12 protein-coding genes, 1 tRNA gene and 3 pseudogenes are annotated in these 17,919 nt (G+C 47.8%); 8 read left to right on the top strand and 8 right to left on the bottom strand.

The window, feature by feature from the left end:
- Window positions 1-6 precede the first annotated feature (6 nt).
- The 3 genes from AS151_RS03755 (at window position 7) to AS151_RS03765 (ending at window position 8,653) form a co-directional block, all read left to right on the top strand.
- The gene (locus AS151_RS03755; RefSeq protein WP_071515723.1) at window positions 7-1,302 is read left to right on the top strand and encodes a glycosyltransferase; all 1,296 of its coding nucleotides are present in this window, start codon (window positions 7-9) and stop codon (window positions 1,300-1,302) included.
- Window positions 1,299-2,534 carry a glycosyltransferase family 4 protein gene (locus tag AS151_RS03760; RefSeq protein ID WP_071515724.1) on the top strand — a complete coding sequence of 412 codons (1,236 nt, stop codon included), beginning with the start codon at window positions 1,299-1,301 and terminating at the stop codon, window positions 2,532-2,534. Before AS151_RS03755 ends, AS151_RS03760 begins: the two co-directional genes overlap by 4 nt.
- Window positions 2,535-2,662: 128 nt before the next feature.
- Window positions 2,663-8,653, top strand: coding sequence for a hybrid sensor histidine kinase/response regulator (locus AS151_RS03765; protein WP_071515725.1), 5,991 nt, complete (start codon window positions 2,663-2,665; stop codon window positions 8,651-8,653).
- A 39-nt stretch (window positions 8,654-8,692) separates the two neighbouring features.
- On the opposite strand, the pseudogene AS151_RS03770 reads toward AS151_RS03765, so the two are convergent.
- Window positions 8,693-8,911 (bottom strand): annotated as a pseudogene (locus AS151_RS03770) (site-specific integrase); the annotation flags it as partial.
- 475 nt (window positions 8,912-9,386) lie between these two features.
- Here AS151_RS03770 and AS151_RS03775 point away from each other — a divergent pair.
- A complete protein-coding gene (locus AS151_RS03775; RefSeq protein ID WP_071515726.1) occupies window positions 9,387-10,058 on the top strand; it encodes a hypothetical protein in 672 nt (223 codons plus the stop codon).
- 66 nt (window positions 10,059-10,124) lie between these two features.
- Here the strand turns inward: AS151_RS03775 and AS151_RS21290 are convergent, their stop codons facing one another.
- On the bottom strand, window positions 10,125-10,394 hold the full coding sequence (locus AS151_RS21290; protein WP_139240490.1) for a hypothetical protein: 270 nt from the start codon (window positions 10,392-10,394) through the stop codon (window positions 10,125-10,127).
- A 339-nt stretch (window positions 10,395-10,733) separates the two neighbouring features.
- Here AS151_RS21290 and AS151_RS03785 point away from each other — a divergent pair, with 339 nt between their 5' ends.
- The 3 genes from AS151_RS03785 (at window position 10,734) to AS151_RS03795 (ending at window position 12,634) form a co-directional block, all read left to right on the top strand.
- Entirely contained in the window at window positions 10,734-11,360 is a 627-nt protein-coding gene (locus AS151_RS03785) for a DUF6391 domain-containing protein (RefSeq protein WP_071515728.1), read from the top strand.
- A 117-nt stretch (window positions 11,361-11,477) separates the two neighbouring features.
- Window positions 11,478-11,750: a photosystem I reaction center subunit IV gene (locus tag AS151_RS03790; protein ID WP_071515729.1), complete on the top strand. Its 273-nt coding sequence runs from the start codon at window positions 11,478-11,480 to the stop codon at window positions 11,748-11,750.
- 32 nt (window positions 11,751-11,782) lie between these two features.
- Window positions 11,783-12,634: a DNA-formamidopyrimidine glycosylase gene (locus tag AS151_RS03795; protein ID WP_071515730.1), complete on the top strand. Its 852-nt coding sequence runs from the start codon at window positions 11,783-11,785 to the stop codon at window positions 12,632-12,634.
- A 35-nt stretch (window positions 12,635-12,669) separates the two neighbouring features.
- Here AS151_RS03795 and plsY read toward each other — a convergent pair whose 3' ends face one another.
- From plsY to AS151_RS03815, 5 genes and pseudogenes are all read right to left on the bottom strand, one after another.
- Complete coding sequence (gene plsY / locus AS151_RS03800; RefSeq protein WP_071515731.1) at window positions 12,670-13,347, bottom strand: glycerol-3-phosphate 1-O-acyltransferase PlsY; 678 nt, start codon at window positions 13,345-13,347, stop codon at window positions 12,670-12,672.
- A 251-nt stretch (window positions 13,348-13,598) separates the two neighbouring features.
- Window positions 13,599-14,741 (bottom strand): DUF3086 domain-containing protein, encoded by a 1,143-nt coding sequence (locus tag AS151_RS03805; protein ID WP_244532877.1) that lies wholly within the window; start codon window positions 14,739-14,741, stop codon window positions 13,599-13,601.
- Between the two features lie 125 nt (window positions 14,742-14,866).
- On the bottom strand, window positions 14,867-15,238 hold the full coding sequence (locus AS151_RS03810) for a DUF3119 family protein (protein WP_071515736.1): 372 nt from the start codon (window positions 15,236-15,238) through the stop codon (window positions 14,867-14,869).
- A 111-nt stretch (window positions 15,239-15,349) separates the two neighbouring features.
- A pseudogene (locus AS151_RS20610) lies at window positions 15,350-16,257 on the bottom strand (transposase); the annotation flags it as partial.
- Window positions 16,258-16,440: 183 nt separating this feature from the next.
- Window positions 16,441-17,319 carry an MlaE family lipid ABC transporter permease subunit gene (locus AS151_RS03815; protein ID WP_139240491.1) on the bottom strand — a complete coding sequence of 293 codons (879 nt, stop codon included), beginning with the start codon at window positions 17,317-17,319 and terminating at the stop codon, window positions 16,441-16,443.
- A 63-nt stretch (window positions 17,320-17,382) separates the two neighbouring features.
- Between AS151_RS03815 and AS151_RS03820 the strand changes: the two genes are divergently transcribed.
- Window positions 17,383-17,456, top strand: a tRNA-Pro gene (locus AS151_RS03820).
- A 122-nt stretch (window positions 17,457-17,578) separates the two neighbouring features.
- On the opposite strand, the pseudogene AS151_RS22460 reads toward AS151_RS03820, so the two are convergent.
- A pseudogene (locus tag AS151_RS22460) lies at window positions 17,579-17,919 on the bottom strand (HNH endonuclease); the annotation flags it as partial.

The raw sequence follows: 17,919 nt of genomic DNA on the forward strand, positions 1-17,919 counted from the left end.
CCAACCATGAAAACAGTCGTCCTCATTGATACCAACCACGGCGGTCACCACGTTACATATATGCGATTTTTGGCTAAATCCTTGCTAGAAATGGATTGCCGGGTGGTGGTTTTGTATCCCCAACCGAGAGAAATTCGCTGGTGGATCAAAGAGCATTCTCCTCAAAGAGCTACCCATTTGTTTGCCCGGTCGATGCAGGAGTTGCAAAGCCGGCAAATTCCTATTTACGGAAAACTCCCCCGTAGTATGCCGGTGTTCAAGCGACCGCCGCAGTTTGTCGCGGCAATGGCGCGCTGGCAATACGCTGCCAGTCGAGTGCGTCAGGCTTGCCAGGCTTTGGCTGTGGTTCCCGATTTGGTATTTTTTAACTGGTTGGATAACTATTTTAGCTACTATCTGCCTCCTTTGCTTTTAGATATAATTTTTCCTTATAAATGGTCGGGAATTTATTTTCGACCGGGGGAATTTCGTTTTGGCGATCGCACTTTTCCTATATTCAACTTTCCCCTATACCATGAATTGGTAGCTCGTTCTGGTCGCTGCCAAGCGCTGGCGATTCTCAACGAAGATAGGGTAGCTTCTTTACAGGAAAAAATTGGGAATCCAGTGTTGTCCTTTCCCGATTTTACCGACGAAGCACCACCAGATTTTACCTATTCTATCGCTCAAGAAATTAAAAAACAAGCCGGCGATCGCAAAATTATCGGTATCATTGGCTCCATGAGCAAACGTAAAGGCATGGTAACCTTGCTCGAAGTGGCGCAAAAATCCCTCGGCGAGGACTGGTTTTTTGTGTTTGCCGGTCATTTTTCCCAAAAAGCATTCCATCAAGATTTTCGCCACAAACAAAATGAAGACTACTACCGCATTCTTGATATCCTTAAAAATGGTCTGCCCAATTGTTACTTCCATTTTGACTACATTCCCGACGAACCGCAATTTAATGCGTTAATCAATACCTGCGATATTTTGTTTGCTGCCTACGAAAATTTCCCCTACAGCAGCAACTTGCTTGCCAAAGCGGCGGCGTTTGAAAAACCCATTGTGGTCAGCCAAGGATATTGTATGGGCAACCGGGTGGAAACTTTTGAAATGGGAGCAACCATTGAGGAAGGAAACGTGGAACAATGTAAAGAAGCTTTGCATTTTCTCTGCCAGCAATTAGAAAGCGATACCCCGAAATTGCGTTTTGATTTTGCGGGATATAGAAATTGCCATTCGGTAGCTAAACTAGATCGTATCTTCCAAACCATTCTTTCCCAGAAAACCACACGTGAGGTTTCTCAGCCTCTGGCTTTATGAAAACGCTGATTCTCAGTACCTCAGATATTGAAGGTGGCGCGGCGCGCGCGGCTTATCGGCTACACCAGGGATTGCTGGCTGTGGGTGAGGGGTCGCAAATGTTGGTTCGTGCCAAGTATAGCAGCGATCGCCATGTTCTGGCCGAAAAAAGCGTCCTGACCAAGTTAGGACCACCTGCCAGTCGGTGGCCCCTACGTCGCTATCCCCAACGGGAAAAAACCTTATTTTCCGCGCAATGGTTCCCCGATGCGATCGCGGCGCAGGTAGCACGACTGAATCCGGATATTGTAAACTTACATTGGGTTTGTAGCGGCTACGTACGCATTGAAACGCTCGCCAAATTGCAAAAGCCGGTGGTGTGGACGTTGCAGGATATGTGGGCGTTTACCGGTGGTTGCCACTACAGCCAAAATTGCGATCGCTACCAGCAACAATGTGGCAGCTGCCCCCAACTAAAAAGTCACAAGGAACGGGACCTTTCCCGGAAAATATGGAAAAGGAAACAAAAAGCATGGAAACATGTTAACCTCACCGTGGTCACCCCCAGCCGGTGGATGGCAGAATGCGTACAAGCTAGTTCTTTGTTAGGCGATCGCCGTATTGCCGTTATTCCCTTTTGTTTAAGTACACAAACCTACCGCCCCATCGATACAAACGTAGCCAGAAACTTATTAGGATTGCCCCAAGACAAGCATTTGGTTTTGTTTGGGGCAATTTCTGCCACCGCTGACCCCCGTAAAGGCTTTCATTTACTAATACCCGCTTTACAAAAACTCAGCCAATGGGAATCTCAAGAAAATGTGGAACTGGTGGTTTTTGGAGCTTCCCCACCGGAAAAACCGTTGGATGTGGGCTTCAAAGTTCATTATTTGGGCAATTTTTCCGATGACCTCTCCTTGGCTTTAGTTTATTCGGCGGCTGATGTCATGGTGGTACCTTCGTTGCAAGAATCATTTGGACAAACAGCTTCGGAAGCTTTAGCCTGCGGAACGCCAGTGGTGGCTTTTGATACAACTGGGTTGCGGGATATTGTAGATTCCCAACAAAATGGCTATCTAGCCAAACCTTACGAAACCGAAGATTTGGCCAGGGGAATTGCTTGGATTTTACAGGATCGCGATCGCTACCAACAATTACGCACAAATGCTAGGGAAAAAGCCGAACGCGCCTTTGCCTTGGAAATTCAAGCCAAACGTTACCTGTCTTTATTCCAGGAATTGCTAGAAAAATAGGACCAAAGATGCCATTTTCTAAGTAATTTCCCCCTATGGCGGCAAAATTTCACCCAACTATCGGTTGATATATAGCGAATAGCCGGGCAGAATAAAAGTAGTTCCTACGATATATCTTCATAGCTTCCATGCTGACCGTCGCTGGCTACCAAGAATGCCATCCCATCTACACCGGCAATCGCACTTTCGTCTATCGGGCTATTCGCCAGACAGACCATCGAACGGCAATCGTCAAAGTATTACGCAATTCCCAGCCTAGTTTCGACGAACTGCTTCAATTTCGCAATCAGTATGCCATTGCCCGGCAGCTAGACCATCCCGGTATTGTTCGCCCCCTCGCCCTGGAATCCTACGGCAACAGTTACGCCCTGATTATGCCCGACGAGGGATTGGTTTCTTTGAGTCAGTACTGGTCAAAAAGCGATCGCCATCTCACCACCTTTCTCTCCATCGCCATTCAAATGGCAGATATTCTTCACTACCTCACCACCCAGCGCGTCATTCACAAAGACATCAAACCCAGCAATATCCTCATTCATCCAGTAACCGGTCAAATTCAACTCATTGACTTCAGCATCGCTACACTGCTACCCAAAGAACGCCAGCAACTTACCAATCCCAACGTTTTGGAAGGAACCCTCGCTTATATCTCTCCCGAACAAACCGGACGTATGAACCGAGGCATCGACTATCGCACCGATTTTTATTCTTTGGGAATCACCTTATTTGAACTGCTCACGAGAGAACTTCCCTTTACCAGTACAGATCCCATGGACCTGGTACACAGCCACCTGGCGCGTCCGATAGAATTTCCCCACGCCAGCCAGCGAAACCTTCCCCAACCCTTGCCAGCCATAATTCGGAAGCTGACCGCCAAAAATGCTGAAGACCGCTACCAAAGTGCCCTGGGGCTGAAATACGACCTAGAAATATGCCAGCAACAGTTGCAAGCCACCGGCGAAATTGCCTCCTTTGAAATTGCCCAACGGGATAGTTGCGATCGCTTTTTGATTCCCGAAAAACTTTACGGGCGAGAAAAAGAGGTACAAATCCTGCTAGAAGCCTTCAACCGTGTTAGCGAAGGGCAAACGGAACTGATGCTGGTCGCTGGTTTTTCCGGGATTGGCAAAACCGCTGCCATCAACGAAATTCATAAGCCTATCACTCGAAAAAAAGGATTTTTTATCCAAGGAAAATTCGACCAATTCAATCGCAATGTCCCTTTCTCTGGTTTTGTGCAAGCTTTCCGCGGCTCGATCGAACAGCTACTGTCAGAACCCGATGTGGATCTAGCTGCTTGGAAGGAGAAAATTTTAGCAGCCGTGGGAGAGAGCGGTCGAGTTATTATTGATGTAATCCCAGAGCTGACAAAAATTATTGGAGAACAACCGGCCGTACCAGAACTATCAGGGGACGCCGCCCGGAATCGCTTCAACTTGCTTTTTCGTAGATTTGTGCGCGTTTTTACTGCGCCAGAACACCCCTTGGTTCTATTTTTAGACGACTTGCAATGGGCGGATGCGTCATCGCTGGCGTTGATGAAACTGTTGGTCGGCCCTGCGGCATCGGGATATTTATTGGTGTTGGGTGCCTATCGAGATAACGAAGTATTTCCGGGACATCCGTTGCTTTTAACCTTTAATGAAATTGAAAGGCAGGGAACGAAAGTTAGTAAAATAGCCCTATCCCCCTTGGAAGAATCCGATACCACCCAACTGATTGCCGATACTTTGCTGTGTTCGCCAAAAGCTGCCACCTCTCTAGCGCAGTTAGTGTATCAAAAAACCCAGGGCAATCCTTTCTTTATTACCCAATTTTTGCAAGGACTTTATGAAGAAGGATATATCTACTTCGATTTGACGTCAGGTTCCTGGCAGTGTGATTTGGCGCAAGTGCGGCAGTCGGCTTTAACCGATAATGTGGTGGATTTTTTGGTTGGGCGGTTGCAGAAGCTGCCGGAAACCACTCAGGAAGTATTGCGTCTGGCAGCTTGTATTGGCAATCGCTTTGACTTGGAGACCCTGACAGTGGTTTGCGATCGCGATGGGGAAGAGGTAGCCTGGAATTTGTGGTCTGCTTTGCAAGAAGGGTTGGTGGTGCCCGAAAACGAGACATACAAATTCTTTCAAACAAGCGATCGCATCGGAGAAAAATCAAAAGACCTCACGATTTACTACCGTTTTCTCCACGATCGCATCCAGCAAGCTGCTTACGCACTCATTCCAAGAAACCAACAGGAAGCCACCCACTACCGCATTGGGCGATTGCTGTTGCAGAACCTCTCTCCAGACGAAAGGGAAGAACAAATTTTCAATGTAGTCACCCAGCTAAATCAGGGCATTTCCCGCTTGGAAACCCCGTGGGAACGAGAGGAACTCGCCCAGCTGAACCTTCTTGCCTGTCGCAAAGCTAAAGCCGCTACCGCCTATCAAGCCAGTCGCGAGTATGCCCATCAAGGATTATCGTTGTTAGGAGAAACTCCTTGGTCGCACCAATACGAACTAACACGTACCTTATACGAACTCGCTGCGGAACTGGCTGCTTTGTGTGGCGACCGGGAAACCATGGAACAGTTGGCAGGGGAAATTATTGCACACACCCACTCCTTGCCAGAACAGGCAACCATTTACCGCATTCAAATCCAAGCTTACACCTGTCAGGGAGAATTTGCCACCGCCATCACCCTTGCCCGGGAATTTTTGCAGCAGTTCGATATTATCTTCCCGGAAAATCCAACGCCAGAGGATATTCAAAAGAGCATTGCCCAAGCCAATCAACTGCTTGCCGGTCGCCATATTGAAAGTCCGATCGATCTGCCGTGGATGGTAGATCCAGAAAAAATTGCCATTGTAGAGATTGCCAACAGTATTATACCTGCTACCTTCCTAACCAGACCCTTGCTGTTTCCCTTAGTGACCTCTTTATCAACTCAGCTATCCATTCAACATGGTCATACTTCCGATTCTCCATTTACGTATGCAACCTATGGGTTGACTCTATTAGGTGCTCAATTTTCTGATGTAAAAACGAGTGCTCAATTCGGTCACCTCGCCCTGCAACTACTCCCCAAACTAGAAGCAAAAACAGCCAAACCGAAGACTTTAATGGTCGTTGGCTCGTATCTTATCCATCGTACTTCTCATATGCAAGAAACTCTGCCTCTGTTACGAGAAGCTTATACCAAAAGTTTGGAAGTTGGCGATTTGGGATTTGCCGGATATAGTGCTTCTAGTTTGTGTCGCGACTCTTTTTGGTGCGGCCGCGAACTTACTGCTTTAGAAAAAGAAACTCGTGATTACTACCAGGGATTATTGCAATTAAATCAGCATACAGCCGCTACTTATTGTTATATTTACTGGCAATTGCTATTAAATTTATTGGGCAAGACAGAAAATCCAATGATTTTATCTGGAGAAGCTCTTCAAGAAGCGGCATTTTTGGAGCGATTGCATGGTGCCAACGACCTTTATGGGCTATTTTTGTTTCATTCATCCAAATTGCTGCTTGGTTATTGGTTCCGGGAAATGGCAGCAGCCCGGGAGCAAGCGCTTGCATGCAGAAGATATTTTCAAGGCATTGGAGGACCCACGGCCATTCCTGCATTTTATTTTTACGATGCCTTGAGCCTACTCGCAACCTCTACTGGAACCAGTGAGGAATTGCAGCTGGTAGAGCGCAGCCAAGTTCCTCTGCAACGGGATTGGGCACATTACGCTCCTATGAATTACCAGCATAAAGCCGATCTAGTGGCAGCAGAAAAATCCCGAGTTTTGGGAGACAAAGCCAATGCGATCGACTTGTACGATCGAGCGATCGCAGGTGCCAAGGAAAACCAATTCATCCAAGAAGAAGCCTTAGCCAACGAACTGGCCGCACGATTCTATCTGGATTGGGAAAAAGAAAAAATTGCCACCACTTACATGCAAAATGCCTATCTTGGCTACGAACGTTGGGGTGCCCAAGCCAAAACCCAGCATCTCGCCACCCACTACCCCCAATTGCTAGCTCCCATCTTACCATCAACCGAGACAACCACCGCACCTACATCAACGTCTATCGCGGTTTCTATTTCTCACGCCTCCCAAAATTCGAGTTCCGATACCAACACGGCGCTAGACCTCACAAGCATTCTCAAAACCTCCCAAGCCATTTCCAGTGAGTTGGCTCTCGATCGATTACTTGCTTTGCTCGTCGAAACGTCGGTTAAAAATGCGGGAGCGCAACGGGGCGTCTTTATCCGCGTTGTGGGCGAAAAACTGCTGGTAGAAGCCATTCAAAATAGCCATACGGAACCTCCACAGGTGCGACAAGCCATTCCAGTTGACCAATATACCAGCCAACTACCGCTTCGCGTTATTAACTACGTCGCGCGAACCCAAGAAACAGTCTTGCTCAATGAAGCTAGTGACGGGGAAGATTTCGCTACTGACCCTTATATCCAACACAACCAACCCCAATCTTTACTGTGCGCGCCGTTGGTCAATCAAGGCAAACTGCAAGGATTAATTTATTTGGAAAATCGCCTAACCAAAGGGGCTTTTACAGAAAATCGCCTAGAAATTTGGCAAATTTTGGCAGCACAGGCAGTAATTTCCTTGGAAAATGCCTACCTGTATCAACAATTGCAAGACTATTCTCGCACGTTAGAAGAAAAAGTTGAAGCACGCACCGCAGAACTTGCCGTCGCCAAGGAACAAGCGGATACTGCCAACCAAGCCAAAAGCGAATTTTTGGCTGCCATGAGCCACGAATTGCGTACGCCGCTCAACGGAATTTTAGGTTATGCACAAATTTTACAGCGATCGCAAGAAATTTCTGCACGCGATCGCCAAGGGGCAGATATTATTCACGAATGCGGCTCCCATTTGCTTACCTTGATTAACGATATTTTAGACCTATCCAAAATCGAAGCCCAGAAAATGGAGCTGCATCCCAGCGATTTTCAACTACCTTCTTTTCTCCAGGGTGTGGTTCAGATGTGTCGTATCAAAGCCCAACAGAAAAGCATTGCTTTTCGCTACCTACCCGACGAGCAACTACCAGAAATGGTGGCAGGTGACGCCAAACGATTGCGACAGATTCTGGTCAACTTATTGGGCAATGCTATCAAATTTACCGAGCGCGGAACCGTTACCCTCCAAGTCAACATATTAGCATCTTCTCAAACAGATAAAGACCATCCAACAGCCAAAATTCGCTTTCAAGTTCAAGACACTGGCGTGGGGATTCCAGAAGCAGAAATCCAAAAAATCTTCCAACCCTTTGAACAAGCTTCGCCTACCAAGAAAAATACCCAAGGAACGGGATTGGGATTGCCTTTAAGTCAAAAATTTGCACAATTAATGGGCAGTACTATTCAAGTTCGTAGCATTCCCCAGCACGGCAGTACTTTCTGGTTTGATTTGATTTTGCCGGTGGTGGAAACAACAGCCAAAACCGATTCTACAGAGTTACGCCAAATTATTGGCTATCAAGGAAAAATACGGCGAATTCTGGTAGCCGATGCCCGCTGGGAAAACCGTACCGTTCTTATCAATTGGTTGCAACCTTTGGGATTTGAAATTGTGGAAGCTGCTGATGCCCCAACCCTATGGCAAAAAGCGCAAGATTTGCCCCCAGATTTGCTGATAACCGATACATCAGTATCGCCCCAAAACGATTGGGATTGGATTCGACGACTGCGTTGCTCGCCAGAGTTTTCTCAAGTACCAATTGTAATTTCTTCTGCTCGGGTTTTTGCAAGCGATCGCGATCGTTTTCGCCAAGCCGGCAGCGATGATTTTTTACCCAAACCGATCGATTTATCGGAGTTGTTGCAAAAATTGGCATACCATTTGGACTTGCAATGGGTCGAGCGGGAAGCAAGTACCCAACCACAAACAGTAGAACCGCAAAGGCTGGCGTTGCCTCCCAGCAACGAACTACAATATTTGCAAGAACTAGTACGTAAAGGTAGTTTGAGAAGAGTTGAAAAATACGTCCACCACTTGCAAAATATCAACCCCAATCTAGCCGATTTTACCCAAAAAGTTACTCGGCTAGCCAGTCGGTTTCAAGAAGCTGAGTTGCTGGAATTTTTGCAACATTGTCGCCAAACCAATGCGGAAAATTTAGATTGAACTGCTTTCACGGCGATCGAGAATTGCCGCGCTCAAGGTTCAAAATCCCAATACTTGCACTGCCTGGCGTTTGGTTTCTTCGCCGCCTCGGTCGTAACGCGCCGTCATAGCTGGGGAAGCTTGGCCGGCTAGTCGTTGTACGGTAACGATATCGACGCCGGCATCCAGCAAATCCGAACAAAACGTACGCCGGAAATCGTGAGGACTAAATGGCTGCAACCCTGCTTGCTGCGATCGCTTTTGCAATATCTACAGAACCGACTTTCTAATAAGCTATTTTAGCCAATGGGAAGGGGACTGGGAAGGACGATCGCTTGCGTTCTCCTTTTGGTAGGCGTTTTAGAATTTTGAGCGTTTGGCGGCAGAAACAAGCTTACAAAAATACACCGATTATTTATTGCCAACTTTTAAGGAGATCGTATAAAAACTTTCAAAAAAGAGACGAGCGCCAGCTTATGTAGAAGTAGAGACTGGTTCAATTTTTTCGCCAAAACTTCTTACCAAAATCGCTGCGATCGGAAATTGAATCCGGCAGGAGTAAATAGCAAAATCATTTCGTGAGGTACTCCTACCAGGGAAATTGGGAAATTCTAGAAAATCAATGTTTTTTTAGACATGGTATCTATTCAAACGAGCGCTTGGTGGTTGGGAATAATTGATTGTACTAGTTTGTTGGTGGCGGAGAAAAAACGTTATTGTGGTCAAACGGAATTAGAGAGTCGATGCAAGAAACATGCAATTCATTCGCCGTTTGAGTTGCTGGGGATGCTTGGCTTTGACCGTCGCCTTGTGCAGTAGTTGCACCTTAACCACGCAAAAGCAAGCAAAAAATCCCCAAAACCAACCAACCACCTCTCCTTCGCCAACTGCCACTCCTCAACCGAATCAAGAAACACCTCAAACACCCAAAACAGGGAAAAACGGAAACATTCCCGCTTTAAGCCAAACCTGTACCAACGAAGAACAAGGCTATAGCATTCAGTATCCCCAGCAATGGTTTACCAATTCAGGGGAAGTGGTAGCCACCTGTCATTTCTTTGACCAGCAACCACTGGAAATCGAACCACGTACGGAAAACTTTGCTGCCATCAATATTCGCATAGAAGCAATTCCTTTTCAGAAGCTTCGCCAAATGAGTAAAGAAACGAAAATTAGCAGCAAGCAACTGTTTAAAAATACCACAACCATCGGCGATCGCACGACGATTGTCATAGAAAGACAAGCAACAGGCAAAGGAATGCTGCCGAAAAATATGAAATTTTATAGCTATCAAGTCGATTTGGGCGATCGCACTTTCGTGGCTACTACCTACGATAGTTCCTCGCGCAATTACCAACGCAACAAGAAAATCCTCGATGCCATGATGGATTCCTTGCAAATACAGCCATCAATGGCGGAAAAATAATCCCAAATGAGCGATCGCGTTTCCTGGGTGCAGTTCGCGATCGCTCAAAGAAAAATTTATAGACGGCTAGTCACGGGAAGAATTCCATACATTATAAGTATCTAAAGCACTAGCTGTCAGGTCCAACAGAGAACCCCAAATACCGTTGCCGTTTCCTTGACAAATATTATTATCCTCGCCAACTTCCTTCAGGGTGGCAATTACCTGTTCTTCAAAGGGATTGATATGTTTGATGAGGTTCTTCAACCAGAAGCGAATATTTTCTTCTTCCACACCGCCACGCAACATTAAATGCGATTCGAGAACGAAGTAGTGTTTGTCGTCAGAACTAGCCACGTAGGCAAAGGTTCCGTGAGCGTCTTGACGTTGGTTCCAGTTGTTTACCCCGATATGTGAATTTTTGTTTTCCTGGGACGTAGGCGGCGGTGTTTTGGATGGAAATGCCGCAGGTGGAAAAAATCGGCAACGAATCGAAGTCGAGCTTTCCTGAAGCAATTCTGAATTGGGTTGGCTGCCGCTCAAGTGAGTTGCACCAGGGGAAAACTGGCCAACCAGCCATTGGCCAAAAAATCCGAACAACCGCCGACAGTTTTTGAAATTTGGGGTTAGAGTCGATCTATAAAGAGACATCGATCGTATCGAGCCAACCCAAGCCATTGTTGGAGGTTCCTTGCCATGACAAGTACCGCTTCTACCGGACAGTATCCCTTTGAATTCGTACCCAGAGCCACCCAGGACCTGGAACTGCTAGAACAGCTCAACTTTTTTCCTGGGTTAAAAGAACTGCTGATGCTACGTCAGGTACACGCACTGGAACATGCCACCGTGTGGGTATTGAGCGAAACCAGTCCCCACCGCGATCGCACACCCAACCCTCCTATGGGTACAGATAACCAAATGCTGGGGGGAATGTCCACCGAGTCGGGATTTTACCTGTACGGTCAAGTCAACAAAAACCAACTGGAAAATGCCGTCCGTACAGCTTTGCAACGCATTACCAGCGGAGAATGGGACTTGGCCGTACACCCTCGCTGCGGCACCAACTTATCTGTTAGCCTATTACTAACCGCAGGATTTGCGGTTGGCGCCAATTTCTTCTTACCGAAAGACCCCCTCACCCAACTGGCAGGGTTAGGATTGGCAGCCACCACAGCCGCAACCGTGGCACCCGATTTGGGAGCGATCGCGCAAAAATATTTAACCACCAGCATCCCCTTTAACTTAGCCTTCGAGGAAATTCTCCCCGTAGAGGATATGTGGGGTCGTCCCGCTCACTTCGTGCGTTTGCGGTGGCAGCAGTAACCACTTGATGGCAATCGGTAATAAAACTTAAAAACGAAACGGTTTTGAGATTGCCAATCGCATAGTACTCTAAAGGGAAAACCTTTTGTTTTTGATAGCAAATTCCAGAGGAAAACTATGACTCAAGGACAAGCTGAAATTAAACGTGGTGCGAAAGTCCGCATCCTGCGTCCCGAATCCTACTGGTATAAAGACGTAGGTACGGTGGCCTCTGTGGACCAAAGCGGTATCCGCTATCCCGTCATCGTCCGTTTTGATAAACTTAACTATACCGGACTGAGCAGTTCCCCTGGTGCTTATGGTGTAAACACCAACAACTTCGCTATGGAAGAGCTAGAAGTTGTCGAAGCGGCACCAGAGAAAAAATCTAAGAAAAAATCTCAAGGTTAGTACTCCCCTCATGCAAGGAGTCTTGGCATTTCGTGCCTGAATTGCCAGAAGTAGAAACCGTTCGTCGGGGATTAAATCAAAAAACCCGTCATACTGTCATATCGGGAGGTGAGGTTTTGCTCCATCGCAGCCTTGCCTACCCGATTTCCTCATGGGAATTTTGGGGAAACATAACTGGAACCGCCATTGCCTCGTGGCAGCGGCGGGGAAAATATTTACTAGCCTCCCTCTACTATTCGCAAACCAAGGCCAACGCCGGTTTCTTGGGAGTACACCTGCGGATGAGCGGTCAGCTGCTGTGGGTCACCCCAGAAACTCCCGTTGGCAAACACACGCGGGTGCGATTGTTCTTTATCAACGAAGGCGAATTGCGTTTTGTAGACCAACGGACCTTCGGACGCCTTTGGTGGGTACCGCCGCAAACTTCCCCCGAGGTCATTATGACTGGTTTGCAAAAACTAGGACCGGAACCCCTTGGCGAAACTTTTACCTACCAGTACCTACAGCAACAGCTGCACAAGCGACGCCGTCCGATCAAAAACGCTCTTTTGGACCAGGAAATCGTAGCTGGTTTGGGAAATATTTATGCCGACGAAGTCCTGTTTGTCGCCGGCATCCACCCCACAACCCTTTGTTGCGATATCACCAGCCATACCTGCGAACGCTTGCAGCAAGCTATTCAGACAATTTTGCAAAAAGCCATCGATGCTGGCGGAACGACTTTTAGCAGTTTTTTAAATACAGAAGGGGTGAACGGCAACTACAGCGGCATGGCTTGGGTATACGGTCGTACCGGAGAACCCTGCCGCTGCTGCCAAACCCCCATCGAACGTTTGAAATTAGCCGGTCGCTCTTCCCATTTTTGTCCGCAGTGTCAAAAATGATACGGAAATTCAATTGCCCTTGAATTATTTTAAGTTTAAGATTGGCTGTTACTGGTAGACCATTTTTGTCCTAATCTTGGCTCGGTACCGGTCCACAAACGATAGAGATTGCTGCGATGCCGCCATAGGACGTAAATACCGCCAGCAATAGCAAAGATTTGGTATGCCAGGGGTTCGTGGGTGAAAACCATCAAAGCACTGGCCCCAATAGCAGCAGTCATGGAACTGAGGGAAACAATGCGAGAAAGGGCAATGACAAGAACAAAAATTCCCAAAGTTCCCAAAGCCACAGAACTGGACATTCCCAGCAAAACGCCAAAACTGGTAGCTACCGACTTGCCACCGCTAAAACCAATCCAAAGGGATTTGCTGTGACCCACCAGGGACATCAAACCAGCCAAAGTAGCTATCCACGGCAGCCAGGTTTCCATCCCGGTAGCATCGGGGACAAGTTGGGTTGCTACCGGCCAGGTATAGCTCCAGCTTACCAAAGCGATCGCGGCGAGGCCCTTGCCGATATCTACCAGCAGTGAAACCAAAGCGGGAAGTTTTCCCACCGTACGCAGAACGTTGGTGGCTCCGGTGGAACCGGACCCGTGTTCCCGAATGTCAACTCCCTGCAGCCAGCGTCCCAACAGATAGCCAGTGGGAATCGAACCGAGCAAATAAGCTGCGAGCAGCAAGAAACCGTTCAATACAAGCCAAGAAGTCATAATTGCATAGAATACATATCTTCTAAAGTTACTGTACACCGAAGTCGCGATCGCGAGGTAGCCTTTTGAGCAGAAAACGAACACAGCATCGGTTCCCAGGGATTTGTCAACCCCATAGCAAAACCATCCGAGCCCACCTTCTTAAAAAATTGCAATAAATAATCGGGATGCTTTTATCGGGGCGCTTCTTAAAACGCCCCTTCCAGAGATATTGACAAATCTCAGAAAATCATTGTTTTTTAGAAATGGGACTACCAATAGGTCGGAGTGGGTGCCGACGGGTCGGGAGCAAAAGCAATCCACAAAGGAAACTGCAAAATCGACAGGCTTACTTGATTTTCCGCTTCATCTACCACAATCAACGGTAGTTGACCCGACTGTTCCACGCGGTCCGCTTTCTGAACCAGAGCCTCCGGCGATTCAAACAGCGTTACCCCTTTATCCGGACCAAAATCGGCTCTCGAAATCCCCAAACCATCTTGCAATCCCCGTCGCCATTCTCCCAAACGTTCGGGAGTGTGGGCCAAAATCATCGTTTGCAAGCGGTTGCCATGCAAGCGACGCAAGATAGAAATTGCCGCCGCTGCAATGAGAATATTCTGCAAGCGACTTCCCATGGAACGAACCGCACCGCGGCCCCCTTGAGCAAAAAACCATTGGGAAACCCGTTCCGCATGCACCGGTTCAAAAGTACGGCGTAGCTGCCAGGGAGGACCGTAGTAATCCGGTCGTTTGCGGTATTGGTCCAAGCAGCGCCGAATTTCCTGAGCTTCGTCTTGGAAACGTCCGTTGCGAGAGCGAAATGGAGAGGATTCGGACGCCGATGGTGAGGGGGTCGGCGATGGGGTGGCTTCCGTAGCTGTGGGTTCCGATACGATCGCTTCTTCCGGGGTAAGTTGCAGTTGTTCCGCCGCCGCCGCTAAATCCTGCAAACTCCCTACCAGATAATCTTTAAACCCTTGCACCCGTACCGCCAGTTCCTGGGAAGCACCGGCAAACGTCGTCCGCATTTCTCTTTGAATGCGTTCCCGCCGCCGTTCCAGCTGTTCGATGGAAACTTCCAAAGACTGCTTGCGTTCCTGCAACTCCTGCAATCCCAGCTCGATCATGCGATCGATTTTGGCTTGGGTCGGCTGCAACTGCTCCTCACTCAGCTGCCTTTTTTTGGCTTGCAACTGCTCGATCTCTGCTTGCAAACGCTCTTTTTGGCGTTGCAGATCGGTAATACCTTCTACAGGTTCCGTTGGCGAGGTGGGTTCGTTAGTGGCTTCGCTATCAGTTTCCCAGGGATCGGACGGGGGGACTTGGTTGGTTGGGGACATTAATTCCTGCGATCGCGACTTTTGTGGGTTTTGGTTTTGCGAATCTCGATTTTGATTTGCTTCTGAATTCATGGACAAAACGAAAATAGGCCGCAAAGCGAAGGTTCTATAGTTGGAGGGTTGGGGATGGGAAAGCAACATAGCTCAGGATTGTCCTACCTGCAATGAAAAATGCTTGCCAATTTTTCCCCAAGCGGCTAGACAATGGGACATTTTTGCTCCAAACAGCTACGCAGCGTGCGAGCATCGAACAAAACCGGGACGAAATGAATGCTTTTGACTTCTTTAAAATAAAACAAAATGGGGACTTTCGACCAGAAAATGCGCCAATTCTGCCAGTCGGAATAGGGAAACTGGCGGATGAGTTTCCCCGAACGGTAGACATCCAACGCTGAATCAGTAAACTGCAAGCGAATAGTCGCTGCTTGGAAGGCTAGAAACAAACCGAACAAACCAACCGCAGAAGCGATCGCAATTTGCCACCAAACCAAAGCCACAGCAATGACGACCAAAGCCAAGGGCAATTTGTAGCTGGGTCGTAGTTCTACCGTAGAAGCAGATGAATTCATAGAGGACGCAGTAGCCACAATAACTCCCTCCCATTTGCTAAACACCAATACTTGACACTCCGCACTGTAACCAGACGCGGATTCTTCCTTCAACGACTCGTCTTGCGGAAACAGGCTTTCGCCAGCTACCGTAGCGGACCAATCTCCGGAAGCATTTCCTGTCTCACCGACAGAAGTTTCGGTGTGCCCCACCGTACTTAAAACAAGTTCCCAAATTTTATGTGCCGCATTTTCCTCTCGATCCAACCGACACCCACACTGACAAATATAGATTCGTGTGGAAAGCAACTTCGCGGAACCTTTCTTTTTACTCCCAACACGGCGTTGAAAACGCTTCAATCGTTTCTCGCTTTTCCGATCGAATCTAGGATTAGGTTCGCTATAACCGTTGGAGTCCGTGTAGAAGGCTTTCAATCCTACATCCAATCGGTAGGTTTTTCCCGTTGGTTCTAATTGTTGTTCGTTGTCAGCACGAACGCAGAACTGACAATAATAGCCATCAGTAGGGGCGTCACGCGTTGCGTCCCTACAAATTAAACGAACCCGCTTGATGTTTTCTGCCCCAAAGAAGGCTAAATCCCTTCGACTACCTGGGAGACGTCCAATTCCCTTTTTGTCTTTGAAGACGATTTGTTTGGGGTCAACAAGCTTCCCACCTGAGATTTTGTATTCGACCGAACGAGTATTCATTCTTTTTAAATTGAGAATATCCCTTTTTGTCAGGAATTTTCTACTTACAATGTTCGTAAAAACGTGAAATCGCCGACCAGGCTCGTTCGGCAGCCGCCTGCCTACCATGCTATTGAGTTGTTGAACCCAAGAAAATTTGTGGCACCACACTTGGCAAGATTGGCGCCGATCGTGTTTGTCAACGCCTCGGTGGTGCATCCAATGGCACCAAGCCTGGTTGCGGACAAATTGAGCTGTCCGATACTTCGACAGGCTCAGCACGAGATGGCTTCATCAATGGCGCGGTATTGGTAGGGCTTTCCTTTTACTTGGAACTCAACAACGAGCATGGCTAGAGATGCTGCATTATTCTGAAAATCCTAGCATAAATTTCAGATTGACCGATGGCGGCGACCGCCACACGGGTCGCTTTTCATCCCGGCTGGGAAAGAGGCAGGGCTTTCCAGCTCCCGTCTTTTCTCGTAAACTAGCTATCCTTGAAGTCTATGGTTCTATTCTATCGAGTTCGCCCCTTAAAATCCTTGTTGCAGGCTTTGCCCCAATCCCTGAAACATAATCCAAGACAGGAAAAAATTGCTAATAAAAATTGCCAGCAAAGAAGTGACCACAGCCGTGGTGGTGGATTTACCAACGCCTTTCGCACCCCCAGTAGTGGTCAATCCCCAGCTGCAGCCAATCACGGCAATCAACAAACCGAAACACAAGCCTTTCAAAGAGGCATTCACCAAATCCAATACACTTAAAAAGGTATTCACCGAGTCGATAAAACTGTTGATGGGCAAATTATAAATGTTCGCAGCCACCACAGCACCGCCAGCCATTCCCGTAACAAAGGAAAGAATGGTCAGCAAAGGCAGCATAATGCAGCAAGCCACCACTCGGGGAATTACCAAATAATCGATGGGGTCGGTTTTTAAAACATATAAGGCATCGATTTGCTCGGTCACTTGCATGGTCCCCAACTCCGCCGCAAACGCCGATCCTACCCGACCAGCCAAAACCACAGCCGTCAAAACAGGTGCCAGCTCTCGCACCAGCGACAAAGCCAAAACCCCGCCAACCATTTGGCCTGCCCCGAAGGTGATAAATTCTCTAGCTACCTGAATGGTAAAAACGGCCCCCACAAACAAAGCTGTCAACAAGGTAATTCCCAGGGATTCGGGACCCACCATGGACATTTGTTCCATGGTATTGCGGCGGTGCAGTTTCCCCTCGACCAGATGAACGATAACTTGACCCCCAAGAAAAATAGCGGCAATCAATCTTTGTATCCACATATGGTTCCAGTAAATTCCCCCTTGGTTGTGGGTCGGTGCAGCCAAGGCTAGGAACGATTGGCTACCCACTTCCTGCATCATTATAGGCGGTTCTGAAAGCAGACAAGGGGTCAAAATTGAACGGTATATTTTTCTTGGACAAACACAACATTTTCCTGTATGATATAAAGGTACTAACGGGATGTAGCGCAGCTTGGTAGCGCGCCTGCTTTGGGAGCAGGATGTCGCAGGTTCAAATCCTGTCATCCCGATTGCGCCAACTCAAAAAGCTTTTTCCCAAATACGCTGCTTCATACGGATTTGGGGAAAGAGCTGCCGTAGGGGAAAATAGTTGCGTTTTGGTGGTGTTGCCGCCGCCCCCTACTTGCCACTGCTACTTCCTAATAGGTTGTTTACTGGACAATAATTGACTTATATTGACTTGATAGTCGTAGCCATCTTTCTTAAAGATTGGCTGGATGTGATTACGGCAGACACTGACTATCTTTCCCTTCACACTCAGGCTAAAGCTGCCTTTAGACCTGACTATTTTGATCCTTGCCGAACGAAGACCTTGGTGCTTGCCTTTGACCACACGGACAATATCTCCCGTTTTCCAGTCTTTGGGAGGATTTTTGGGCTGATATCCAACCCGGGGAAAACCATATTTATCCATGAGCATCATTTGACGACATCCATGTCCTCTTGCCGTAATGACCAGAATAGACTCAACTT

The organism is Geitlerinema sp. PCC 9228, assembly GCF_001870905.1.
Taxonomy (GTDB): domain Bacteria; phylum Cyanobacteriota; class Cyanobacteriia; order Cyanobacteriales; family PCC-9228; genus PCC-9228.